Below are 23,937 nucleotides of genomic sequence, written 5' to 3' on the forward strand. Positions count from 1 at the left end.
CGGCCGGGCGGGCGGCTCCGGCCGGGCGGGCGGCTCCGGCGCGGGCCGCACGAGCGGTTCCTCCGGCGCGGACGACGCCGCGACATGCCGTCCCGTCGGAAGCCGCACCACGGAACCGGCCGGGACGAGGGCGTCCTCGGCGCGCCGCGTGGTGAGGGCGGGCGGGCCGCCCGCGGGGGCGTTCTCGTCCGGGACGACGAGGCTCTCCGGCAGCAGGACGATCGCGGTCATGCCCCCGTACGGGGACGTGCGCAGCGTCACCTTGATCCCGTGCCGGCGGGCGAGGCGGGCGACGACGAACAGGCCGAGCTGGGCGCTGTCGGACAGGTCGAACTCGCCGGCGGAGGCGAGCCGCTCGTTGGCGGCGGCGAGGTTCGGCTCCTCCATGCTGAGCCCGCGGTCCTCGACCTCCAGCGTGAAGCCGTGCGCGACGGCCTGCCCGTGCACCTGGACGGTGGTGTGCGGCGGCGAGAACGCGGTGGCGTTCTCGACCAGTTCGGCGACCAGGTGGATGAGGTCGGCGACGGCGGGCCCGACGACCGCGGCACGGGTCATCGGGGCGACGTTGACCCGGGTGTAGTCCTCGACCTCGGAGGCGGCGGCGCGGGCGATGTCCACGATGGCGACGGGGCTGCGCCAGCCGCGGCCGGGCGCCTGCCCGGACAGGATGATCAGGCCCTCGGCGTGCCGGCGCATCCGGGTGGCGAGGTGGTCGACGCGGAACAGGTCCTCCAGGTCGTCGGGGGTCTCGATGCGCCGTTCCATCGCGTCCAGCAGCTTGAGCTGGCGGTGCAGCAGCGTCTGGCTGCGGCGCGCGAGGTTGACGAACACGTCGCTGACGTTGCGGCGGAGCGTCGCCTCCTCGACCGCGCCCTGGATCGCGGTGCGCCGGGCGGCGTTGAACGCCTCGCCGACCTGGTGGATCTCGCGGGTGCCGAAGGCGAGCGGCGGCGCCTCGGCGGCCACGTCCACCTCCTCGCCGCGGCGCAGCCGGCGGATCACGCCGGGCAGCCGGACGTCGGCCAGGTCGATCGCCTCGCGGCGCAGCCGGGCCAGCTCGCGGATGACGGACCGGGCGACCCAGATCGCGAGGACGAGGGACGCGGCGACGGCGACCAGGCCGAGCACGCCCGCGAGGACGACGCGGGTGATGATGCCGTCGGCGATCGGCTCGGCGCGCTTCTCCGCGCCCTCGGACACGTGCAGTTCGAGCCCGCGCAGCCGGGTCAGGTTGGAGTCGGCGGTGGTCTTCCACAGCACCCCGGAGCCGCCGGCGTGCTTGGCGAACCGGGTGGACACCACGAACCGGTCCTCCAGCGTCCGGAACCGGCTGTACTCCGGCATTCCGACAAGGCGCTGGTAGTAGGACTCGTCGGCGGAGCGCAGCTCGGACGCCGCGTACTCGTAGAGGGTGCGCTGCGTCCCGACGAGCTTGACGAACTGGGCGTGCTCGGCGGGCGTCATCGCGCCCGCGGCGAGCGCGCCGGCGAGCAGCGCGTCCTCCTGCGCGAGGACCTCGCGGGCGCGGTGCAGCGACGCCTCGTTGCGGGCGTCCTTGGCGACCTCGGAGTTGTCCAGCGTGGCGAGGGAGCCCTGCAGCACCCCGACGTCCCCGAGCAGGGCCGTGTAGCCGGCGAACGCGCGGCCGCGGTCGAGGGCGCCGGTGTCGATGGCGCGGCGCCTGGCGTCCAGCCCGTCCAGCCCGGTGAGGATCTTGGCGGCGAGTTCGCGGGTGGTCTCGGGCGCGGCCTCGCGTGCGCCCGCGTCCTTCGCGAGCCGGCGGAACAGGGCGGCCTGCCGGTCGGTGACCAGCCGGCCGGACTCCATCGAGGCGCGGTCTCCCTCCGCGCGGCTCCCGAGGTAGACCATCGACAGCCGCCGCTCCGCCTGCAGTGCGCTGCCGAGCGCGCCGGAGGGGTATCCGTAGTGCTCCTGGACGGTCTTGACGTGGCGGAGGTTCAGCCCCTCGCCGAGCGCGATGCTCGCGGCGAACGCCCACAGCACGCCGAGGGAGACCACCGAGACGGTGACCATGAGAACGACCTTGAAGCGGATGGACCGGAATCGCGCGGCCTTGGGAGCCTGCCGGTGACCGGCGGCTGAGTCCGTGGTGGTGCGGCCTCGGTTTGGCACTGCGGCTGAACTTTCATTCGGCGGAGGGGCAGGGTGACGTCTGGGGCTGATGGGCGGTTTGGGCCTCGGGGAACGCTGGAGAGCCTAAAACCCACCGCCGCCGTGTGTCGACAGTTTCCGGATCATCACGTTTTGTGCACACATACCGTCCCGAATACCTCTACGCTGCTTCAGCGTGATGGCTCGTACTCGAAACGCGACGGTAACCGCCAGGTCGTCCGTCCGCGCGCGCCGGTCGCGGACCGTGCTCGCCGCGGGCGCGCTGTCCACGGCCACGGCGCTGGCCGGCGGATGCAGCGGCGGCTCCGCGGACGCCGCCACGCCGCCCGACGTCCCGATGATGCAGCAGCTCGGCACCCCCGAAGGGCGGCTCGACCTCGTCGCCTGGACGGGTTACGCCGAGGACGGCTCCAACGACAAGCACGTGAATTGGGTCACGCCGTTCACCAAGGCGACCGGTTGCAGGGTCCACACGAAGGTGGCGGACACATCCGACTCGATGGTCGAGCTGATGAAGACCGGCCAGTACGACGGTGTGTCGGCGTCCGGCGACGCGAGCCTGCGCCTCATCTACAGCGGACTCGTCGCGCCGGTCAACACCGGCCTGCTCGGCAACTACGACGACATTGCCGGCTATCTGAAAAATCAGCCCTACAACTCCGTCAGCGGCCAGATGTACGGCGTCCCGCACGGCTACGGCGCCAACATGCTGATGTACCGGACCGACAAGATGCCGCGGCCGGCCTCGTGGAACGTCGTGTGGGACACGAACTCGCCCGCGGCCGGGCACGTCGTCGCCTACGACTCCCCCATCTACATCGCGGACGCGGCCCTCTACCTGAAGGCGCACCGTCCCGACCTGAAGATCACCGACGTCTACGAGCTGGACGGCGGGCAGTTCAACGCCGCGGTCGAGCTGCTCAAGCGGCAGCGCCCGAACGTCAACCAGTACTGGGCGAACTACCTGGACGAACTCCAGTCGTTCAAGAGCGGCTACAACTACGCGGGCACCGCGTGGCAGGTGACCGCGAACCTGGCCACGGCGGACTCGGCGCCGGTCGCGACCACCCTGCCGTCCGAGGGCGCGACGGGCTGGTCCGACACGTGGATGGTCTCCTCGAAGGCGCAGCATCCGACCTGCATGTACAAGTGGATGAACTGGATCACCACCCCGAAGGTGCAGGCGCAGGTCGCGCAGTGGTTCGGTGAGGCCCCCGCCAACCCGAAGGCGTGCCAGTACACCGACCGGGGGTTCTGCTCGGTGTACCACGTGGGCGATCCCGTGTTCTACAAGCGCCTCGCCTTCTGGAAGACGCCGGTGAAGAACTGCGGCGACGACCGCGGCAACAAGTGCGTCGACTACACCCGCTGGGCTCAGGCCTGGATGCAGATCAAGGGATAGGGGCGGCCGCCTCCCCCGGTGGGCGGCGTGACCATCCCACCGGGGAGGTCACGGCGCCCCTGGGAAGGGCGCGTCAGGTCTTCCGCGTCCTCTTCTTCGCCGGCTCCTTGGACTGCGCCGTGCGGAACGTCTTGGCGGTGTCCTCGTCGTCCGGGGAGCCGCCGTCCGCGGGGTCGTCCGGCGGCCGCGGCAGGACGGTGGTGCGCTGCGGGTCGCCGTCCGGCGGCGCGGGGCGGGCCGGCGCGGACTCCGCGGCGGACGGCTCGCCGGGCTCCTCGCCCGGCAGTTCGTCGGTGGTCTGCGGGTCGCCGCCGAGGAGTTCGTCGAGGGTGACGGTGCGCTGCGGGTCGGCGTCCGGGCCGGCGCCCAGGTCTGCGTCCAGGTCGTCCTCCAGCAGGTCGTCCTCGGGGATCGCCACGAGCGCCTGCGTCTCCTGCGCCTCCCGGGTGATCACGCCGCTGGCGAGGACGGTGTTGCGGTGCCGCAGCGCGCCGTTCTCGCGCAGCAGGTTGTCGTTGTCGGCACGGGCCCGCGCGAGACGGCGGCTCATCCGGATGTGCACGAGGAAGCCGCCCACCGCGACACCGAGGATGAACCCGGCGACCGGGAAACCGACCGCCGTGGGCGCGAGCGTGGCCACCAGCGCGACCACGACCAGCGTGACGACCACGCCCAGCGCGACAAAGTGCTGTTCCATCCAGTCCAGGACGGCGTTGACGCGCTTGGGGATCCTCACTCCGCGACTCCTCCATTCATTCGGGTGGGCGATGACCTGCCCGCTGACCGGCCCGCGGCGCGATGTCCCACCGCCGCCGCGCTGCTGTCCGGGTGCACCGCCCGGCTCCACGGCCTGGGCGGTCCGGGCTCGCGCCTGCCGGCGCACCGCCCCGATGCTCTCCACACGCCTCCCGCGAATGGTGACCGCCGGGAGGCCGCCCGAAACACTAACAGTAGGCGACGCCGCCCGCCGGGGCGTCCGTCACACCGCGTCACATCGGGATGCGAACACCCGGCCGCGGCGAATATCGTCCATGGATATGAGCGAACACTTTGACGTCGTGGTCCTCGGCGCGGGCCCGGGTGGATATGTCGCCGCGATCCGGTCGGCACAGCTCGGGCTGAAAACAGCCATCATCGAGGAGAGGTACTGGGGCGGGGTGTGCCTCAACGTGGGCTGCATCCCGTCGAAGGCGCTGCTGCGCAACGCGGAGCTGGCGCACATCTTCACCCACCAGCAGCAGACCTTCGGGATCAACGTCGAGGGACGGGTGTCGTTCGACTACGGCGTCGCGTTCCAGCGCAGCCGCCAGGTGTCGGACAAGCTCGTCAAGGGCGTCCAGTTCCTGATGAAGAAGAACAAGATCACGTCCTATGACGGCCGCGGCACGTTCACCGACCCGAACACCTTGCAGGTCGCCAAGCCGGACGGTTCCACCGACACCGTGACGTTCGACAACTGCATCATCGCGGCCGGCGCGCACACCAAGCTGCTGCCGGGCACGTCGCTGTCCGAGCGGGTCGTCACCTACGAGGAGCAGATCCTCAGCTCCGAGCTGCCGGAGAGCATCGTCATCGCCGGCGCGGGCGCGATCGGCGTCGAGTTCGCCTACGTGCTGCACAACTACGGGGTGAAGGTCACGATCGTCGAGTTCCTCGACCGGATGGTCCCGAACGAGGACGCCGACGTCTCCAAGGAGCTCGCCAAGCGGTACCGCAAGCTCGGCGTGGAGGTCCTCACCTCCACCCGCGTGGACGCGATCGACGACTCGGGCGAGAAGGTCAAGGTCACGGTCACCGGCAAGGACGGCGCCCAGCGGGTCCTGGAGGCCGACAAGGTGCTGCAGGCCATCGGTTTCCAGCCGAACGTGGAGGGCTACGGGCTGGAGAAGACCGGTGTGCGGCTCACCGACCGGGGCGCGATCGACGTGGACGGCCGCTGCCGCACGTCCGTCCCGCACATCTACGCCATCGGCGACGTGACCGCCAAGCTGATGCTCGCGCACGCCGCCGAGGCCATGGGCATCGTCGCGGCGGAGACCATCGCGGACGCCGAGACGATGGAACTCGACTACATCATGATCCCGCGCGCCACCTACTGCCAGCCGCAGGTCGCCTCGTTCGGCTACACCGAGGCGCAGGCGAAGGAGCAGGGCTTCGACGTCAAGACCGCCAAGTTCCCCTACAGCGCCAACGGCAAGGCGCTCGGCATGGGCGAGGGCGACGGCTTCGTCAAGGTGATCAGCGACGCCAAGTACGGCGAGATCCTCGGCGCCCACATGATCGGCCCCGAGGTCACCGAGCTGCTGCCCGAGCTGACCCTGGCCCAGCAGTGGGACCTGACCGTCCACGAGGTGGCCCGCAACGTCCACGCCCACCCGACGCTGGGCGAGGCGATGAAGGAGGCCGTGCACGGCCTCGCCGGTCACATGATCAACCTCTGACGGATCATGGCGTGTTCGCCCTGCGGCAGGGCGAACACGCCGGATGGGTCAGCAGGCCGGCCAGCGGGTCAGGGCCTCGTAGGCGGGACGCCACTCGGATTCGAAGGCGCCGCGGACCGGTTCCGGGAGCGGCGCCAGCAGCACCGCGGCCGTCTTCTCGTCGACGCCGTCCAGGATCCAGGGGAACAGGCGCGGGGCGTCGGGGCCGATGCGGCTGCCGTGGAGCCGGCCGAAGTTCTGCCACTGCTCGGGGGTCACGGTGGCGTCGATCAGCGGGAGCGCCTCCCTCTCCTCGTGCTCAAGGTGGGCGTTCAGGGCGGTGGCCAGGGCGTCCGCCAGGTCGCCGATGGGGTCGGTGCCCTTGTCGACGGCCTCGATGATGGGGTCGATGGCGGCGTGCTCGGCCTCCATCGCCTCCAGGAGGGCGAGGTCGCCCGGACGGGACGCGAGGGCCTCGCGCATGGGCGGCCAGAGTGCGTCGTCCTCGGTGGTGTGGTGGACGTGCAGGGCCTTCTTGAACAGCTCCCAGCCGACGGCCGCGGCCAGGACGCGGCGGGGGTCGTCACCCATGCGGGCGGTCGCCTTGGCCAGGTGCTCCACTTCCCGGCGCAGCGCGTTGTGCATCGCGTACATCGGGGTCATGTCGTAGTTCACGATCTCTCCTTCTTCCAGGTTCACCCCATTGACGATGCAGAAGAAGAAAAGGTGACATCTCAGGATGTCGGTGCCGGGCTGGACAGGCGGCTCAGGAGGCGCTGGCCCTGCCGTGCGCTGATGTTCAGGCGGCGGCCCAGTTCGGCGCCGGTGATGCCGGGTTCGGCGTCGATGATGGACAGGGCGCGGGCCTCGTTGTCGGTGGCCACGCTCCGCGGAACGGCCGGTTCCTTCTTCGGCGGCGCCTTGCGCTGCGGCGCCTTCCTCGGCTTCGGCGGGGCCTTGGGCTCGGGGGGCGGCGGCTCGGGCGTCGTCAGTTCCGTGACGCGGGTCAGGGCCTGGTCGAGCATCACGCCGTCCTTGAGCATCCAGACGACGTCCGCGGGGGCCTTGGACTTCCACTTGCGGCCGTAGTGGCCGTCCAGGAGGGCCAGGGCATGGCGGCGGCGCTGCTCGGCGGTCAGGGCCTGCGGGTAGGACGTGATCTGCCACAGGACCATGCGGCGCCACAGGCGGAAGGTCGAGAACGGCGCCAGGAGCCAGCGGGCCACCGGGATGCCTTCGCGGACGGTCCCGGAGGCGATTCCGGCGCGGCGGCGGATCGCGTGCCGGACCGCCTCGATGAACGTGATGAACAGCACGGGCATCGCGGCGTGCATGACCATGCCGGTGATGTCGCCGTGCGCGGCCGAGACGTTCAGCCAGACGGTGGCGGCGGTGAACAGGAACGCCGTCCAGCGCAGCGCCGGCATCGGCATGGCCAGCCATTCCAGCAGGAGCGCGACCGAGACCAGGGCGAGGATGCCGAGGTCGACTCCGGCGGGGACGATCCACGCCTGGCCGCCGAACCAGGGCTCGGCGACGTCCCGGACGGAGGCGAACGAGCCGTAGCCGCCGAGCCCGGCGAGGCCGGCGAAGAACAGGCCGCCGACCCCGGCCAGGACCCGCTGGGCCCGGGTCAGCGGCATGGTCGTCGGGTCCATCGGTGCGCGCCTCCGTCACGGGGTGTCTAGATCACCCCGTGACGGTAGCGCGCCTTCCCGGACGAAACCGGCAATATCCCCCACTCGTCAGCGGAGCGGGTCGAAGGGGTCGAGTTCCCGCGGGCGGTGACCTGTGACGATCTGCTCGGCGAGGAGGCGCCCGGTGGCGGGGCCGAGGGTGATGCCCCACATGCCGTGGCCGCCGGCGGCGAAGACGCGGGGCGAGCGGGTCGCGCCGATCAGCGGCAGGCCGTCGCGCGTGCAGGGCCGGGAGCCGACCCACTCGTCCTGCCGGGAGTCCAGGTCGGCGCCGTGCAGCAGCGGCCGGGCGGCCTCGACGATCGCCTTGATCCGGCGCTGGTCGAGCGGGGCCTCCGGGCGGCGGAACTCCATCATCCCGGCGACGCGCAGCCGGCCGCCCATCGGCGTGCAGGCGACGCGCTGGGCGGGGAAGTACACCGGGCCGGACGGGACGCGCTCCACCGGCACGCTGAAGCTGTAGCCGCGGCCCGCCTGCACGAGCGCGCGGACCCCGAACGTCCGGGCGAGGTCACCGAGCCACACGCCGCTCGCGACCACCACGGTGTCGAACGTCTCGAAGTCGCGGCCGGTGGTGCGGACGGCGACGCGGTCCCGCTCGTCCCGGATCCCGGTGACGGCCGCGCCCGCGCGGATCTTGCCGCCGCGGGCGCGGACGGAGTCGGCGAGGGCGTGCACGAAGCGGCCCGGATCGATGAACCGCTGGCCGCGCAGCAGGATCGCCGCGCCGATCTGTGCGGAGAGGGCGGGCTCGACGGCGCGCGCCTGGTCCCCGGTGAGGACCTCGTACTCCAGTTCCTGCCCGGCCGCGCGGATGTGCTCGATCTCCTCCAGCAGCACGCGGCGCTCCTGCGCCGTCCGGTACGCGGCGAGGAAGGTCTCGGCGTCGGCGGTGTCGGCCTTGACGCCGCCCTCGATCAGCGCGTCGAAGCTCGGCAGCGCCCGGCCGTTGATCGGCACGAGCGACTCCATCGAGCGCCGCCACCGGGCCGCCGTGCTGTTGCGGGCGAATCCGGCGAGGAACCGCAGGAGGCGCGGGTTCGCGCTCGGCGGGACGTAGACCGGCGAGGACGGGCTCAGCACCGCCCGCACCCCGTAGGACAGGACGGCCGGCTCCGGCAGCGGCGTCGCCAGGCCGGGGGTGAGCCAGCCGGCGTTGCCCCAGGATGCTCCGGCGGCGACGTCCCGGCGGTCGAACACGGTCACCTCGGCGCCGTGCTCCTGCAGGAACCAGGCGGTGGACAGGCCGACCATCCCGGCACCCACCACGGCGATGCGGCGCGGTCGCGCGTCGAGAGCCATGGCCACTCCATTTCATTCCTCGTCAAGGGCGATATTCCGATGGTGCGTCGGCCGGGCACGGGAGTCTCTGTCCGGTTCCCCCAACCGGGACCGGGCGCATCGTGCGATCCGCACAAACGATGGGCCAGACTGGAAGCCGTGATCGATGTGGCCGACCTGGTCGGATCGCTGGGTGCCGGGCTGCTGCGGCTGGTGGCGCCGGGCCGGGGCGGCGGGCAGGTGCACGACGTCGTGCTGGCGGAGCCGGGCGAGGCGGCCGGGCGGCCGGGCGAGATCGTCCTCGGCGTCGGCGTGTCCGGCCCGGCGGACGCCGTGGCGCTGCTGGAGCGGGCCGACGCCGCCGGGGCGGACGGCGTCGTCCTGAAGGCTCCGCTCGCCGCCGATCCCGGGGTCGCCGAGGCCGCGCGGCGGTTGAGGCCCGCACTCGTCGAACTCCAGCCCGACACCTCCTGGACGCACGTCATCTGGCTGGTGCGCGGCGCCATCGACCGCGCCTACGCGCCGGTCGCCGGGCCGTCCGGCGCCCACGACGACCTGTTCGCGCTCGCCGACACCGCGGCGGAGATCGCGGACGCGCCGGTGACGCTGGAGGACGCCCGCTCCCGGGTGCTCGCCTACTCCGGACGGCAGGACAGCACCGACCCCGCCCGCGTCTCGACGATCGTCGGACGCCGGGTGCCGCCGCAGGTCATCGCCCATCTGCGCGCCTGCGGCGTGTTCCGCAGGCTGGCCCGGTCCAGCGAGCCGATCATCGTCCCGGCCGGGCCGGACGACATGCTGCCGCGGCTCGTCATCCCGGTCCGCGCGGGCGGCGAGTGGCTCGGCTCGATCTGGGTCGTGGCGCGGACGCCGATCCCGCAGCACCGGGTCCGGCGGCTCACCGACCTCGCGTCCGTCCTCGCGCTGCATCTGCTGCGGCTGCGCGCGGAGGCGGGCGTCGCGCGGCGGGTCTCGGCCGACCAGTTGCGCGCCGCGCTGCGGGAGGGCGCCCCGGTTCCCACGCCGTCCCCGTGGCGGGTCGTGATCCTGGGCGGCGGCGAGGGCGGGGACATCCGCCGGCGGCTCGACCTGTGGGAGGCGATCACGCACCGGTTCGGGTGGCACCGGCCGCTGCTCGCCGACCTGGACGAGACGGTCTTCGCCGTGCTGACCGAGCCGCCGCGCACCGCACGGGAGGCGGACGCCGGGTCGGTCCCCTGGCTGCGCACCGTCCTCGGCGAGGTGCGCTCGCACGACCGGACCCTGTACGCGGCGGCGGGCGGCCTCGCGCACTCCCCCGCCGAACTGCCCCGCTCCCGGTCGCAGGCCGCCGAACTGGACGCTCTCGTCGCGTCCGGCCGGCTCGATCCGGGGCCGATCCTCCTGGAGGACGTCTGGGACGCCGTCATCGTCGAACGCGCCAGGAAGGCGACGGGGATCGACGCCGGCCTCCTCGGCGGCCCGCTCGCCGGCCTCCGGGCCCATGACGAGGCGCATGGCACGGCGTTCCTGCCGACGCTCGCCACCTGGCTGGACCACTACGGCGATCCGAAGGGCACCGCGCAGGCCCTCCGGATCCATCCCAACACGCTGCGGTACCGGCTGCGGAGGATGACCGAGGTGGCCCCCGTCGATCTTTCGTCGCCGCGCGTCCGGCTGGCGCTGCGCCTGCAGTTGAGCGCGCTTCTGGGGTAGCGGGCCCGGGCGCAACGAATCGCCGCAAAACGCAAGAAATGCGCAACGAAATGCCAGGTAACAGCAATATCGGCGCATTGGAATGCGGTGGCCGCGCTCTTAGAGTTTCGCTCAGTCGATCCCCCCTTCGGATGTCTGTGGAGACACCTATGACCGTGATGCCCGCAGCGGAGCCGAGCACCGCCGACCGCACCGCGCTGCGGCGGCACTTCCTGATGTGCCGCCCCGAGCACTTCGCCGTCACCTACGCGATCAACCCGTGGATGGACCCGGCGGCCGGTGCCGACGCCGCGAAGGCCATCGACCAGTGGGAGGCGCTGCGCGCCGCCTACCGGGCGCTGGGGCACGAGGTGAGCCTCATCGACCCGATCGAGGGACTGCCCGACATGGTGTTCGCGGCGAACGGCGCGCTGGTCGTCGGCGGGCGTGTGTACGCGGCGCGGTTCACGCACCCCGAGCGGCACGCGGAGGGCCCGGCGTACGCCGGGTGGCTGCGCGAGAACGGGTTCCCCGAGGTGCTGGAGCCGGAGCACACCAACGAGGGCGAGGGCGACTTCCTCACGCTCGACCACGTGATCCTGGCCGGGACGGGTTTCCGGACCGACATCGCCGCCCACCAGGAGGCGCAGGAGTTCCTCGGACGTCCCGTGGTGACGCTCCGGCTCGTCGACCCGCGCTTCTACCACCTGGACACGGCACTGTTCCCCCTCGGCGGCGGGAACGTCGCCTACTACCCGGGCGCGTTCTCGTCCGGCAGCCGGGCGGTGCTGGAGCGGCTGTTCCCGGACGCGGTCCTCGCGACCGAGCAGGACGCGGCGGTGCTGGGCCTGAACGCGGTGTGCGACGGGCGCAACGTCGTCGTCAACGCCGAGGCGGCCGGGCTCATCGAAACGCTGAAGATCCATGGCTATGAGCCGATTCCGGTGGACATGTCCGAGCTGCGTAAGGCGGGTGGCGGCCCCAAGTGCTGCACGCTGGAGCTGCGAGCCTGACCCACCGCTGGACAGCCCCGAGACGCCCCCGCGATGACGCGGCGCCCACTAGGTTTGCCGGGTGAACGTTTGCACCATCCCCGCCTGGTGGAACGAACTGACCGGGCAGCGGCTCGGGGTCGTCTGGCTGGACCCCGCCGACTGGGAGCCGGCCTGGCAGCACGCCGAGGAGTCCGGGGCGATGTCCCCGGGCCGCCTCGACACCGACGACGAGCTGCTGCGCAAGGGCAGGCTGCTGGTCGGCACCGGGCCGGAGGCCGTCCGGCGCTGGACCGGGCAGCGGCTCGCGGCGGCCTGGTTCCTCGACCCGGACGAGCCGGACGTGCTGTGGTGCGCGCTCGGCGGCTTCTACCCGGCGTGGCTGTGGATACCGGTCGAGCCGACCGCCGCCGGGATCGGGGACGCGCTCGGCGAGCCGTTCCCCCGCCCGGCGGCACCCCGCGTCGAGCTGACCGGGTTCACGCGCGGGTTCATCGGGTTCCGGCACCTGGTCACGGTGCCGGACGTGCTGCGGGAGGACGGCGTCCCGCCGTGGGAGCAGGCCCTGGGCGACGACCTCGTCCCGATGGACGGGCCGTCCCTCGACCGGTACGCCAAGGTCGTGAAGTTCCTCGATCCGCAGGCGTGGGGCAGCGCGCGTGAAGAGGACCCCTACCCGGAGCATTTCGACGCGGAGCACCACGACCCGGCGCCGTCCCGGATGGACGTGGTGCCCATCCGGGACGGGCACCGGCTGCAGCGGCTCGGGCGCGTCCCGTCCATGACGTGGCGGACGCTGCACTCCCGCTCGCACCTGTCGATCGAGATCCACACGCGGGAGATCGTCTGCGCGGCGGTGCGGTACCGGCCGTCGCCGCCCGCCCACCGGGTCGTGGCGCGGCGGCTCAACGAGACGCACGGCGAGCACTACCCGGAGGACCTGCCGCTCGACGTCATCGGCGTCCTCGCCGGCTGGGACTGGAACATCGAAGCCGACCTCGCCCCCAGCCTCGCCGACCCGGACGACACCGAGGCCGTCAGCGTCGGGCTGCGCTGCCTCGCCGCGCTCTGGCACGGTGACCTGCGCAGCACGCTGCGGCTGCGGGAGTGGGCCACGGTCCCCGATCCGGCCGTCCGCGCCAACCTCGCCGTGATCGCGTACCTGTACAACCACCAGTTCCTCATGCAGGAGCTGATGCTGAGCGAAACCGACGCGGCGGAGCTGGCGCGGCTGGAGGAGCTGCTCGACCACGCGCCGAGCCCCGACGCGTTCAACGCGTTCCGCGACGACTTCGGCGGCGCGGCCGTCATGGTGGACGACAGCGGCGCCCCGGTCGCGGAGTGGGGGGACGAGTGAGCGGCGGCCACGAGGGCACGGTGCTGCTCGCCGACCGCGCCGAGCGCGCCGTCCTGGAGGCGCTCGCCGCCGAGCGCGGCTGGTCCCGGGCGGCGATCAGCACCGCCGGATTCGACGAGATGGAGCAGGTCGCGTGGCGGGCGGACGGCCTGTTCGTCCTCTACAGCGAGCTGCACCCCCAGGGACACCGCGTCGTGCGGGTCACCGGCGAGCACGAGGCGATGGTGGACGAGGCGCTCGGCGTCGTGCGGTCCGCGCTCCCGACCGTCCCGGTGGACGCGCTGCTCGACGTGCTGCTGGCGGTGCCGCCGGCGGACGCGCGGGCGGCCGTCCGGGCGCTGAACGGGCTGCGCGCCGCCGACGTCTGGAACTGCGCGGACGGCAGGCCCCGGCCCGAGGACCCGCGCTACCGCGCGGCCGTGGAACGATCCGCGCGGCATCCGGAGCGGCAGGTGGTGCGGGCGCTCGTCTACATGGTCGGCGACCTGATGACGATCAGGCCGGGCATCGCGGAGCCGCTGCTCGCGCTCCGCGGCACGGGCGGCCCGGCCGCCGACATCATCGACGACTTCGCCGACTTCTGCGGGCGGCGGGCCTGAGCCCCGTGTGCCGGCGGGCCAGCGCGCGGGTCCGCAGCACGCCCGCGATGCCGATCGCCCAGATCCCGGTCTGGACCGTCCACGCCGCCCGGAACGCTCCAGGCGTGAACTCCCCGTCCGGTGACAGGGCGTCCAGGACGACCCCGATCAGCAGGATCGTGACGAGCGTCGCGACGAAGCCGCCCACGTTGACGATGCCGGTCGCGGTGCCCTGCCGTCCGGGCGGGTTGAACGTCCGGGCGTAGTCGAAGCCGATCAGCGAGCCGGGACCGCCCGGCGCGATGCACAGGACCAGCAGCACGAGCAGCCAGGCGGGGGTGGGCGGCGGCCAGGCGAGGACCGCCGCCCACGCCGCCACGCTGAGCGCGACGATGCCGAGGACCAGCCACGACCGGCGCAGCGGATGGCGGGCGACGAGCCGCCCGATGAACGGGCCCGACACGACGGTGAACAGCACGAACAACGTCAGCAGCGTGGACGCCGCCGCCGGGCGCATCCCCTGCCCCGACACCAGGTACGGGTAGCCCCACATCAGCGCGAACGTGTTGGCCGGGAACTGCGTCACGAAGTGCGACCAGAACCCGAGCCGGGTGCCGGGATGCCGCCAGGCCCGCACCAGGTTGGCCCCGGTCTCGCGCAGCGTGGGGACACCGGCGCGGCCCGGCCCGTCCCGCAGGAAGACGATGGCCAGCACCGCCATGAGGAGGCCGAGCGCGGCGGCCGACCCGAACGCGGTGCCCCAGCCGGGCCCGTGCAGCAGCGCCACGAACGGGATCGCGCTGAGCACCTGGCCGGACTGCCCGAGCTGCCCGGTGAGCTGCGTCACGATGGGGACGTACCGGCCCGGAAACCAGGTCGCGACGATGCCGAGGACGCTGATGAACGTCATCGCGTCGCCCGCGCCGACCATGACGCGGGCGACGACGGCCGTGCCGATGCCGGTGGACACGGCCATGAGCGCCTGCCCGGCGGCCATGAGCAGCGCGCCGCCCGCGACCATCCGGCGCGGGCCGACGCGGTCGAGCAGCAGGCCGACGGGGATCTGCAGGCCCGCGTAGACGAGCAGTTGCAGGACGGTGAAGGAGGCGAGGACGCCGGCGGACGCGTCGAACCGGCGGACGGCGTCCAGCCCGACGACGCCGAACGACGTCCGGTGCAGGACCGCGACCGCGTAGGCGAGGACGCCGAGGCCCCACAGCGTCCACGCGATCGGGGCGGCCTTCTGGTTCTCCGGGCATTCCTGGGGAGTTCGGGCGGTCTGCACGGATGACCAACTTATGTCACTTCTGCCGGGGTCTGCCGCGCAGGGGAGCCGGCCGTTCGGCACGTGCCTCCACGCGTAGCCGAGGAGGTCGGCGGAAGCCCGCCGTCTAGGGTGGCGGGCATGGACGAGCGGCGGTGGCGGGACGACCGGGCGGCGCTGAACGCCGCCCGCGGCCGGTTCGGTGAGGTCGCGAGCGCGCTCTACCCGGACGCGCCGCGCGTCGCCGGGACGCCGCTGCTCTGCCGCGCGGGCTGGATCCCGGACGAGCCGATCCCGCTGGCGGACATCCGGCTGGAGTGGGACGAGCGGCCCGCGCCGCCGCCGGTCGCCGATCCCCCGGACGGGCTGCCGCCCGGTCACCGCACCTACGCCGAGGCCATGGGCGCGCTCGCACCGCCGAAGGTGTTCGAGGACCGCCCGTCCTACCGGCTCCTCGACGCCCGCCCGCCCGTCCTGCGCCTCGGGCCCGCCCGCTACTTCGACGGCGTGAACGTGGGCGAGTCCGCCGCGCATGAACTGGCGGCCGGGACGCCCGGCCTGCCGCTGCGGACCCGGATCGGCGACCCCTGCGACCTGGCCCGCCGCCCGGCGCTGCCCGCGATCACCACGCTGACCGTCACGACGTCCGGTTCGTTCCCCGGTGCGGGTTCGTACGTGCTGCACCGGCGCGACCCGGCGAAGGTCGCGCACGCCGGCGGGCTGCACCAGGTGATGCCGGTCGGGGTGTTCCAGCCGCTCGGCGGCGAACGCCCCGACATGTGGCGGTGCATGGTGCGCGAGTACGCCGAGGAGTTCCTCGGGATGGGCGAGGACTACGGCGACGGCTTCGTCCAGGACGACTGGCCCTTCCACCGGGCGATGACCGCCGCCCGCGAGGAGGGCCGGCTGCGGGCGCACTTCCTCGGGCTCGGCATCGACCCGCTGACGTTCGCGCTGGACCTCCTCACGGTCGTCGTCATCGAGCACGACCTGTTCGACGACCTCTTCGGCGGGCTCGTCGCCGTCAACGACGAGGGCACGGTGGCGATGGCGCCGTTCGACGGGACCGTCCCGCGGCCGATGCAGCCCGCCGGTGCCGCCGCGCTGATGCTCGCATGGCGGTACCGGGAGACGCTCGGCCTCACTCGCGGCTGAGCGCCTTCAGCTCGTCCAGTGCGTCCACCAGGTGGTCCACGATCTCGGACGGGTCGGGGATGAGGTCGCGGCAGGCGACGATGCCGACGTTCACCCTGCCGTCGTAGGAGAAGACGGTGATGTTGAGCCCGCCGCTGACATCGGTGACGACGGAGATCGGGTAGTAGCCGAGCACCTTCGCCCCGCACAGGTACAGCGGAAACTGCGGCCCCGGCACGTTGGAGATCATCAGGTTGACCGGGCGCAGCGACAGCGCCGGCGCCGCCTGCAGCGCGAGCCGGGTCACGGTGCCGGCGACGGGCGCGGGGAGGAGCCCGCTCACCTCCCGCACCCAGTCGCCCGACGAGCGGGTGAACCGCCGCTTCGCGGCGTCCATGTCGCGCCGGACGGCCGCGTACCGCTCCACCGGGTCCGGGACGTGCGTGGCCAGCGGGACCGTCATGATCGAGACCTGGTTGCCCGGCTCGGCCTGCGCGCCGCCGCGCCGCAGCGACACCGGGACGGCCGTGACCAGCGGACGGTCGGGCAGGTCGCCGCGCTTGTCGAGCCACTGCCGCAGCGCCGTCGCGCACAGCGCCATCACCGCGTCGTTCACGCTGCCGCCGAGGCCGCGCCTGATCTGCTTGATCTCCTCCAGCGGGAGGTCTCCGCAGGCGACGGAGCGGCGGCGTCCGATCGGGAGGTTGAACGGGGTCGGCGGCGCGCTCAGCCGGGGCGCCTTCTGCGTCACCGGCCGGCGCAGCGCGCCCTGCACCACCGACGACACCAGCCCCACACCCGGAACGGACGAGAGGCCGGGGATCTCGTCCAGGTAGGGGGCGGCGCGCGCGACCGAGACGGCCGAGCGGAGGGGATACAGCGCGGCCCGCAGCAGCCCGGTGCCCAGCATGTCGATCAGGCCGGGGGCGCGGGCGGGCGCGGCCTCGTCGGCGGGCACCTCGCGCGGCTCGGGCGACAGGTCGAGCAGGGCGGCGAGCGTCTCGGCGGCCATCACGCCGTCGATGGCGGCGTGGTGCACCTTCACGTAGACGGCGGTCAGGCCGCCCTGAAGTCCCTGGATGAGCACCATCTCCCAGAGCGGGCGGGTCCGGTCGAGCGGCTGCTCGTGGAGCATCCCGACGAGGTCGGCGAGCTGCCGTTCGGTGCCGGGCGCCGGGAGCCCGAGCTCGGTGATGTGCCGTTCGGGGGCGAAGTCGGGATCGTCCTCCCAGTACGGATGGTCCAGGCCGAGCGGCACCTGGACGAGCCGCTGCCGGAGCGGTCGGGCCGCGAGGTGCGCGCGGCCGCGGATCAGCTCGGCGACGAGCGGGACGCTGAGCCTGCCGCCGGGGCACGACGCCGGATCGACGATGCCCAGCCCGGCGATGTGGGCGTGCGTGGTGCTGCTCTCGGCGTGGAGGAAGGTGGCGTCCACGGTGGTCAGCTGGCTCATGCTCTCGTCCCGTCGGCTCGTCCTGCGCCTGCCCTGCCTTCTAGGAGTTATGCGTTCCTGGGCGGTAGGTCAACGAGGGCCGCCAGAAAGTAACAGCGACTTAACGGGGCGTTTCAGGCAGTTCACCCAGCACTTTCCGGGGGGCCGGACAAGATTTTCCCCCGGCTCGACCTGATCTGGTCAGAAGACTTCACAAGCTGATCAACCAGGGCGTTCCACCGGCGACATCATGATCATCACACTAGGCTGGTCCCCCATGACGGCACGACCACTCTCGGAGATCGTCGAAGCGGGATGGGCGACCGCGCTGCAGCCGGTCGCCGGGACGATCGCGGCGGCCGGCGACTGGCTGCGCGCCGAGGTCGCCGCCGGCCGCCGCTACCTGCCCGCCGGGAACCTCATCCTGCGCGCCTTCACCCAGCCGTTCGACGACGTCCGCGTCCTCATCGTCGGCCAGGACCCCTACCCGACCCCCGGGCACCCGGTCGGCCTCAGCTTCTCCGTCGCCCCGGACGTCCGGCCGCTGCCCGCGAGCCTCATCAACATCTTCCGCGAGTACTGCAGCGACCTCGGCCACCCGCAGCCGTCCACCGGCGACCTCACCCCGTGGACGGAGCAGGGCGTCTGCCTGCTCAACCGGTCGCTGACCGTCATGCCCGGCAAGCCCGGCTCGCACCGGGACAAGGGCTGGGAGGAGGTCACCGAACAGGCCATCCGCGCCCTCGCCGCCCGGAACCGCCCGCTGGTCGCCATCCTCTGGGGCCGCGACGCCCGCAACCTCAAACCGATGCTCGGCAGCGTCCCCTGCATCGAATCCCCGCACCCGAGCCCCTACTCGGCCGACCGGGGCTTCTTCGGCTCCCGCCCGTTCTCCCGGGCCAACCGGCTCCTCGAAGAGCAGGGCGCGCCCCCCGTGGACTGGAAACTGAGTTAGCCCAGGGGCGACCCCCTGGAACTCCCGTCAGCGACGCGCCCCTGCCCGTGTTCCGGTGACCGGGTTCTACTCGTCGGGGAGGTGGCGCAGGAGGGTGGCGAACTCGCCGGTGCCCTCCGTGGGGGCGTCCGCGGCGAGGGGGGTCAGCCGGCGTGCGCCGTGGCTCCAGTAGACGCCCGGCGCGCACGGGTCGTCGGCGCCGGCGTGCATCTCCCGGACGACGTCCGCGAACACCGGCAGCACCTCGCGGACGGCCGTGGACGTGATCGGGTACAGCAGCAGCGTGCTGTGGCAGGGGGCGCCGACCAGGGCGCCGTGCTCGTTCGGCCACGGCAGGAACTGGTCGACCTCACTGAGCAGCGCCGACACGTAGCGGCTGCCCGCTTTGCTCACGACGCGGACATCACGTCCCGGCAGGAGCGGCTGGTCGTGGACGGAGACGTCCGCCAGTTCCCGGTCGTGGGTGTTCGTCATGACATAGCCGAGCTTGTGCAGGCCGAGCAGCCCGGCGCGGGCCTTGGTGAGGGGGCCGCCGTAGCGCGGGTGCTCGATCATCACCATCGCATCGAAATGGTCGCCGGCCGGGACGACGACGAGGCCCTCCCGGTCGCGGGGCGCGAGCTTCGGCACGATGCGCAGCCGCAGCAGTTCCCGGACGTCGCCGAACAGCTCCATCTCGCCGACCGCGAGGAACGCGCGGTCGCCGACCTCGCGGACCCACTCGTCCACCACCCGGGGCCATGCCGAGCGCGGCTCGCGCGCGCACCGCTCCAGCACCGTCCAGCTGGAGGCCCGTGCCTCGGACCGGCCGACGGGCAGCACCACCTCGGACGTGCCGGGATCGAACCAGGCGCTGGGCGCCAGGGCGGGCAGCACGTCGCGGATGAGCGCGTGCACGTCCGCCGCCGCGTCCAACGGTTCCATGAAAGCTCATCCTCCCTCAGCCGTCGGCGAATCACTTCACACCCCAACCTTCTCAGAGTTCGGCCCCGTTGTGTGATCCATCGCGATCCCCGCCGGATACTCGCTGATCACCGGCCGCTCAAGTACGGTGCCTACATGCGCGAACTCGTGTACCCGCCAGTGATCAAGACGGCTGTCGGTGTGTTCAAAGCCCTGAACATCAAGTTCCGTCTGGAGGGGACCGAGCATGTCCCCAGCACCGGCGGCGCGGTGCTCGTCAGCAACCACGTCAGCTACCTCGACTTCATCTTCGCGGGTCTCGCCGCCCACCCGGCCGGGCGGCTGGTGCGGTTCATGGCGAAGAAGGAGATCTTCGACAACCGGATCGCCGGGCCGCTCATGCGTGGGATGCACCACATTCCCGTCGACCGGAACGCGGGCGCCTCGTCTTACGCGGCGGCGCTGAAGGCGCTGAAGAGCGGCGAGATCATCGGCGTGTTCGCGGAGGCGACGATCAGCCGGTCGTTCACGGTGAAGGAGATCAAGAGCGGCGCGGTGCGGATGGCGGTGGCGGGCAAGGTGCCGCTGATCCCCGTCGCGCTCTGGGGCCCGCAGCGGATGTGGACCAAGGGCCGCAAGCGCCGGCTGCTGCAGCGCAACGTCCCCGTGACGATCCTCGTCGGCGAGCCGATGTACCCCAAGCGCGGCGACGACTACGAGCAGGTCACCCTGGAGCTGCGGGCCCGGATGGCGGAGCTGCTGGAGAAGGCGCAGCGCGAGTACCCGGAGGTTCCGCGCTCGGACGAGACCTGGTGGCAGCCCGCCTACCTCGGCGGAACGGCGCCGACGCCGGAGGAGGCCGCGAAGCTCGACCTGGAGGAGGCGGAGGCCCGCAAGGCGGCCCGCGAGGCCCGGGAGGCCGGCGGCTCCTGACGGGGCCCGGCTAATTCATTGGACGGCGTCCGGCACGGCGCGTGATCATGCTGGTCATGACCATGTCGCAGGAGAGGCCGCAGGAGGTCCTGCATCTGATCGAGCCACTGGAGAACGTCACCGACCCCGGGCCGGAACCGGCGCTGCCCGTGGTCTTCAACCTGTCCGACAACAACTCGCCGGCCGACGTGATGGACGTGCTGTCCCTGCGCCCGTTCGCGTCCGGCGAGCAGCCCTGGTCCCGGTCGACGCGGCTGGAGAACGTCAAGGCCGACGCGCCGCTGCGCCCGGACGGCGCCCGGCTCGTGCGGGTCGCGCACGAGAAGGGCAAGGAGTCGGTGCTGGCCGAGGGCGACGGCTGGACGCTGCTGACGAACCGCTGGAAGAGCGGCGTCGCCTACGTCGCGGTGTCCGCGGTCACCGACGCGCTGGCCGAGTCCGTCCTCGAAGCGTCCGTGCAGGACGCGACCGAGCCGCCGAAGACCGACGAGACCAGCGTCGAGATGGGTTTCTGGCACATGGGCTCGCACGGCCCCGTGCGCAGCGAGCGCGCGATCACCGCCGACGCGTGGGCGGACATCCGGCGCAACTACACCGCGCCGGTCGCCGAGGCGCTCGACGCGGTGATGAAGCTCACCCGCGACGAGGTCGCCGGGCGGCTGCTGCTCCTGCACGGCCCGCCCGGCACCGGCAAGACCACCGCGCTGCGCGCCCTGGCCCGCGCCTGGAGCGACTGGTGCCAGGCCGACTGCGTCCTCGACCCGGAGTCCCTGTTCGGCACCCCCAGCTACCTCATGGAGGTGGCCGTCGGCGACGACGAGGACGAGAACCGCCGCTGGCGGCTCCTCATCCTGGAGGACTGCGACGAGCTGATCCGCGGCGAGGCCAAGCAGTCGACGGGCCAGGGCCTGTCGCGGCTGCTCAACCTCACCGACGGAATGCTCGGCCAGGGCCGGGACGTCCTCGTGGCCATCACCACCAACGAGGACCTGGCGATGCTGCACCCGGCGGTCGTCCGGCCGGGCCGCTGCCTGGCCCAGATCGAGGTCGGCCGGCTGACCCGCGCGGAAGCGGTGACCTGGCTGGACGGCTCCGGCGCCCCGCCCGCCGAGATCGGCGCCGACGGCGCCACCCTCGCCGAACTGGCCGCTCTCCGCAAGGGCGAGAAGCGCCCGCAGGGCGAGGCCGCCCCGGCCACCGCGACCGGTTTCTACCTTTAGGTCGCCTTCCGCAGGGCCTGCTCGATGTCCGCCCAGAGGTCGTCCGGATGCTCCAGGCCGACCGAGAGGCGGACGGTGCCTTCGCCGATGCCGGCGGCGGCCAGCGTCGCGGCGTCCATCTGGCGGTGGGAGGTGCTCGCCGGGTGCATCACCAGGGACGCGACGTTGCCCAGGGACGGGCCCAGGGAGATCAGTTCGACGGTCTCGGAGAAGACGCGGCCCGCCTCACGGCCGCCGGCGAGTTCGAAGGCGAGGACCCCGCCGGCACCGTCCGGGAGGAGCCGGCGGGCCACCTCGTGCTGCGGGTGGTCGGGCAGGTCCGGATAGTGGACGCGGGCGACGGACGGGTGCGCGGCCAGGCGGCGGGCGAGGTCGAGGGCCGACTCGCTCTGCCGGGCCACCCGCATCGGCATCGTGGCGAGGCCGCGGACGGTGAGCCAGGCGGCGAACGCGTCGGCGGTCGGGCCCAGTTCGAGGGCGTGCTTCCAGACGCGGTGATGGACGGACGGGTCGGCGAAGACGGCGACGCCGCCGATGATGTCGCCGTGCCCGCTGAAGTACTTGGTCGCGGAGTGGACGACGACGTCGACCCCGTGGTCGAGGGGTTTGCACAGCAGCGGCGCGAAGGTGTTGTCGACGACGGTCAGCACGTCCGTCCCGCGCACGGCCTCGGTGAACGCGGGCAGGTCCGTCACGTGCGTGGTGGGGTTGGCGATCGTCTCCAGGTAGAGGAGCCGGGTGGTGGGGCGCAGCGCGCCGTGCACCTCGGCCGGGTCGTCGCCGGGGACGAAGGTGACCTCGACGCCCCAGCGCTCGGCGAGGTTCTGGAGCAGCGCGTAGGTGCCGCCGTAGAGGGCGGTCTGCGCGATGACGTGGTCACCGCTGCGGAGAAGCCCCATCAGCACCGCGTTGATCGCGCCCATGCCGGACGCGGTGGCGAGCGCCCCGGCGCCGCCTTCCATTTCGGTGACGGCCCGTTCCAGGGAGCGGACGGTCGGGTTGCCCATCCGGGCGTAGAAGAACGCCTGGTCCGGTCCGGCGAAGGCGGCGGCCAGGTCGTCGGCGGCGTCGAAGGTGAACAGATGGCCCTGGTAGATCGGGACGGTGAGCGGCCGGCTGCCGTCGGGCGCGATCACGGGCGGGTGGACGGCGCGGGTCTGCGGATGGTGTCCGGTCATGTCTCCAGCCTGCGCCGCGGCTGCGGACCCGGAAACGGCCAATTGCGACCAGTGGCCCGGACCACGCCCCCGTGCCATGCGCCGCGGCGCCGGACCACCGGTCCGGCCGGGACGCGGGCGCCCTGGCCGGACGGTTCCCGTCGCCGGCCCGCCCACCCCGCGAAGGCGGGCCGGCGATCGGGATCGTCCCGGTCGAAGGTGCCGTTCCCGGCGTCCCCCGACCGACGTTCTGAGCATCTCCCGGCGAGCCCCCTGCCCGCCATCCGGGAGATCACGGCCAAATCGCCGTGTTGTTCCGGATACGGGTCCGTACGTACTACGTGTCGGCCACGAGTCGCGCGGACGCCGGACGCCGGACGCCGGTCTAGTTCTTCGGTTTTCCGCTCTCCCCCGCCTTCGGCGACTTCGACGCGCCGCCGCCCGGAACGCCCGGAAGCGAGTTCTGCAGTTGGCTCTTGTTCTCGTCGTTGACACCGGACGGGTACTGCTGGGTCACCTTCCACTCGCCGCCGACCTTGCTCAGCGACAGCCGCAGCAGCGTCGCCGGCTGGTTGACGGCGCCGTCCTTGGTCTTGAGCGAGACGTCCGCCATGACGACCGCCGTGGCGAACCTGCCGTTGACGGTGCCGACGAAGACCTGGTTGGTCTTGGACGACAGCACCACCTGCGCGTCGGACTGGAAGGCGCTGGCCAGCGACGGCAGCGTGTTCTTCGTGTAGTCCTCCAGCAGGTCGCCGGCCATCAGCTTCTGCGCCTTGGCCGACTGCGTCTGGTAGTTGGACGCGTTGTAGCTGAAGGCCAGGTCGCCGTACTCGGAGGCGACCTCGCCGATGGCCTCCCTGTCGTCCCGCTCGGACGACAGGGAACTCGCGCTCGTCCACTTCCAGATCGCCAGGCTCGCCAGCAGCGCGACGAGGACGACGATCACCACCGTCGGCACGAGACCGAGGCCGAAGGCGCCCGGCCGGGGCTCCGCGGCGGCGGCGCTCGCGCGGGCCGGGGTCTTCTTCGGGGTCTTCTTCGGGGCCTCGTCCGCGGGCTCCTCCTCCGCGGCCTCCTCCTCCGGCGGTTCGAGCCGGGTGGGACGCGGCTTGGCGGCCTTCGCGGCGGCGGCCTTCACCGCGGGCTTGGCGGCGGGCTTCGCGGCGGGCTCGGCGGGCTCGGCGTCCGCCTCGTCCTCGGCGTCGAGGGCCTCCAGGACCTCGTCCAGGTCCTCGTCGTCGATGACCTCGATGACCCGCACGCGCCGCTTGCGCCTGGCGGGCCGCGCCGGCCGCGCCGCGGCCTCCTCGGTCTCCGCCTGCTCCTCGGCCGGGACCGCCTCGACCTCGGCGGCCTCGTCCTTGCCGGTCTTGGCTGTCACTTCGGTACTCCTCGGGGTTGA

Annotated in this window: 20 protein-coding genes; 10 read left to right on the plus strand and 10 right to left on the minus strand. The window is 72.6% G+C overall.

What is annotated here, in order from left to right; translation table 11 throughout:
- Nucleotides 1-2,034 (minus strand): sensor histidine kinase (locus AF1_RS15365; protein WP_067798659.1); only part of this gene is annotated, 2,034 nt, incomplete at its 3' end.
- Nucleotides 2,035-2,311: 277 nt separating this feature from the next.
- On the opposite strand from AF1_RS15365, the gene AF1_RS15370 reads away from it, so the two are divergent.
- Nucleotides 2,312-3,535 (plus strand): extracellular solute-binding protein, encoded by a 1,224-nt coding sequence (locus AF1_RS15370; protein ID WP_067798663.1) that lies wholly within the window; start codon nucleotides 2,312-2,314, stop codon nucleotides 3,533-3,535.
- Nucleotides 3,536-3,608: 73 nt separating this feature from the next.
- On the opposite strand, the gene AF1_RS15375 is transcribed toward AF1_RS15370, so the two are convergent.
- Entirely contained in the window at nucleotides 3,609-4,271 is a 663-nt protein-coding gene (locus AF1_RS15375; protein ID WP_067798666.1) for a hypothetical protein, read from the minus strand.
- Nucleotides 4,272-4,572: 301 nt separating this feature from the next.
- On the opposite strand from AF1_RS15375, the gene lpdA reads away from it, so the two are divergent.
- Nucleotides 4,573-5,976, plus strand: a complete 1,404-nt coding sequence (gene lpdA / locus AF1_RS15380) for a dihydrolipoyl dehydrogenase (protein WP_067798668.1) — start codon at nucleotides 4,573-4,575, stop codon at nucleotides 5,974-5,976.
- A 48-nt stretch (nucleotides 5,977-6,024) separates the two neighbouring features.
- Here the strand turns inward: lpdA and AF1_RS15385 are convergent, their stop codons facing one another.
- The 3 genes from AF1_RS15385 to AF1_RS15395 all read right to left on the minus strand — a co-directional run bounded on the left by AF1_RS15385 (nucleotide 6,025) and on the right by AF1_RS15395 (nucleotide 8,954).
- On the minus strand, nucleotides 6,025-6,630 hold the full coding sequence (locus tag AF1_RS15385; protein ID WP_242608939.1) for a hemerythrin domain-containing protein: 606 nt from the start codon (nucleotides 6,628-6,630) through the stop codon (nucleotides 6,025-6,027).
- Nucleotides 6,631-6,689: 59 nt separating this feature from the next.
- Nucleotides 6,690-7,613 (minus strand): DUF2637 domain-containing protein, encoded by a 924-nt coding sequence (locus AF1_RS15390; RefSeq protein WP_067798671.1) that lies wholly within the window; start codon nucleotides 7,611-7,613, stop codon nucleotides 6,690-6,692.
- An 87-nt stretch (nucleotides 7,614-7,700) separates the two neighbouring features.
- Nucleotides 7,701-8,954, minus strand: coding sequence for an NAD(P)/FAD-dependent oxidoreductase (locus AF1_RS15395; RefSeq protein WP_067798674.1), 1,254 nt, complete (start codon nucleotides 8,952-8,954; stop codon nucleotides 7,701-7,703).
- 138 nt (nucleotides 8,955-9,092) lie between these two features.
- Here AF1_RS15395 and AF1_RS15400 point away from each other — a divergent pair, with 138 nt between their 5' ends.
- The 4 genes from AF1_RS15400 (at nucleotide 9,093) to AF1_RS15415 (ending at nucleotide 13,555) form a co-directional block, all read left to right on the plus strand.
- Entirely contained in the window at nucleotides 9,093-10,628 is a 1,536-nt protein-coding gene (locus AF1_RS15400) for a helix-turn-helix domain-containing protein (protein ID WP_067798677.1), read from the plus strand.
- A 149-nt stretch (nucleotides 10,629-10,777) separates the two neighbouring features.
- Nucleotides 10,778-11,620: a dimethylargininase gene (ddaH, locus tag AF1_RS15405; RefSeq protein ID WP_084262951.1), complete on the plus strand. Its 843-nt coding sequence runs from the start codon at nucleotides 10,778-10,780 to the stop codon at nucleotides 11,618-11,620.
- 61 nt (nucleotides 11,621-11,681) lie between these two features.
- Nucleotides 11,682-12,956 (plus strand): hypothetical protein, encoded by a 1,275-nt coding sequence (locus AF1_RS15410; RefSeq protein ID WP_067798680.1) that lies wholly within the window; start codon nucleotides 11,682-11,684, stop codon nucleotides 12,954-12,956.
- Nucleotides 12,953-13,555 (plus strand): hypothetical protein, encoded by a 603-nt coding sequence (locus tag AF1_RS15415; RefSeq protein WP_067798682.1) that lies wholly within the window; start codon nucleotides 12,953-12,955, stop codon nucleotides 13,553-13,555. Before AF1_RS15410 ends, AF1_RS15415 begins: the two co-directional genes overlap by 4 nt.
- Here the strand turns inward: AF1_RS15415 and AF1_RS15420 are convergent.
- Nucleotides 13,515-14,819: an MFS transporter gene (locus AF1_RS15420; protein WP_242608940.1), complete on the minus strand. Its 1,305-nt coding sequence runs from the start codon at nucleotides 14,817-14,819 to the stop codon at nucleotides 13,515-13,517. The two genes, AF1_RS15415 and AF1_RS15420, sit on opposite strands and share 41 nt — an antisense overlap.
- A gap of 120 nt (nucleotides 14,820-14,939) precedes the next feature.
- Here AF1_RS15420 and AF1_RS35860 point away from each other — a divergent pair, with 120 nt between their 5' ends.
- Nucleotides 14,940-15,953: a hypothetical protein gene (locus AF1_RS35860; protein ID WP_067798686.1), complete on the plus strand. Its 1,014-nt coding sequence runs from the start codon at nucleotides 14,940-14,942 to the stop codon at nucleotides 15,951-15,953.
- Here AF1_RS35860 and AF1_RS15430 read toward each other — a convergent pair.
- Nucleotides 15,940-17,385, minus strand: a complete 1,446-nt coding sequence (locus tag AF1_RS15430) for a WS/DGAT/MGAT family O-acyltransferase (protein WP_067798688.1) — start codon at nucleotides 17,383-17,385, stop codon at nucleotides 15,940-15,942. The two genes, AF1_RS35860 and AF1_RS15430, sit on opposite strands and share 14 nt — an antisense overlap.
- A 256-nt stretch (nucleotides 17,386-17,641) precedes the next feature.
- Here AF1_RS15430 and AF1_RS15435 point away from each other — a divergent pair, with 256 nt between their 5' ends.
- Nucleotides 17,642-18,319 carry a uracil-DNA glycosylase gene (locus tag AF1_RS15435; protein ID WP_067798690.1) on the plus strand — a complete coding sequence of 226 codons (678 nt, stop codon included), beginning with the start codon at nucleotides 17,642-17,644 and terminating at the stop codon, nucleotides 18,317-18,319.
- Nucleotides 18,320-18,385: 66 nt separating this feature from the next.
- Here the strand turns inward: AF1_RS15435 and AF1_RS15440 are convergent, their stop codons facing one another.
- Nucleotides 18,386-19,243, minus strand: a complete 858-nt coding sequence (locus tag AF1_RS15440; protein WP_067798694.1) for a hypothetical protein — start codon at nucleotides 19,241-19,243, stop codon at nucleotides 18,386-18,388.
- A gap of 135 nt (nucleotides 19,244-19,378) precedes the next feature.
- Here AF1_RS15440 and AF1_RS15445 point away from each other — a divergent pair, with 135 nt between their 5' ends.
- Nucleotides 19,379-20,155, plus strand: a complete 777-nt coding sequence (locus AF1_RS15445) for a lysophospholipid acyltransferase family protein (RefSeq protein WP_067798697.1) — start codon at nucleotides 19,379-19,381, stop codon at nucleotides 20,153-20,155.
- 56 nt (nucleotides 20,156-20,211) lie between these two features.
- On the plus strand, nucleotides 20,212-21,375 hold the full coding sequence (locus tag AF1_RS15450) for a DUF5925 domain-containing protein (RefSeq protein WP_306303166.1): 1,164 nt from the start codon (nucleotides 20,212-20,214) through the stop codon (nucleotides 21,373-21,375).
- Here the strand turns inward: AF1_RS15450 and AF1_RS15455 are convergent.
- Together AF1_RS15455 and AF1_RS15460 are read right to left on the minus strand one after the other, a co-directional pair.
- Nucleotides 21,372-22,553, minus strand: coding sequence for a trans-sulfuration enzyme family protein (locus AF1_RS15455; RefSeq protein WP_067798700.1), 1,182 nt, complete (start codon nucleotides 22,551-22,553; stop codon nucleotides 21,372-21,374). The genes AF1_RS15450 and AF1_RS15455 overlap by 4 nt on opposite strands.
- 364 nt (nucleotides 22,554-22,917) lie before the next feature.
- Entirely contained in the window at nucleotides 22,918-23,916 is a 999-nt protein-coding gene (locus AF1_RS15460) for a hypothetical protein (RefSeq protein WP_067798703.1), read from the minus strand.
- Nucleotides 23,917-23,937 lie beyond the last annotated feature (21 nt).

Source organism: Actinomadura formosensis NBRC 14204, from assembly GCF_001552155.1.
Lineage (GTDB): Bacteria > Actinomycetota > Actinomycetes > Streptosporangiales > Streptosporangiaceae > Spirillospora > Spirillospora formosensis.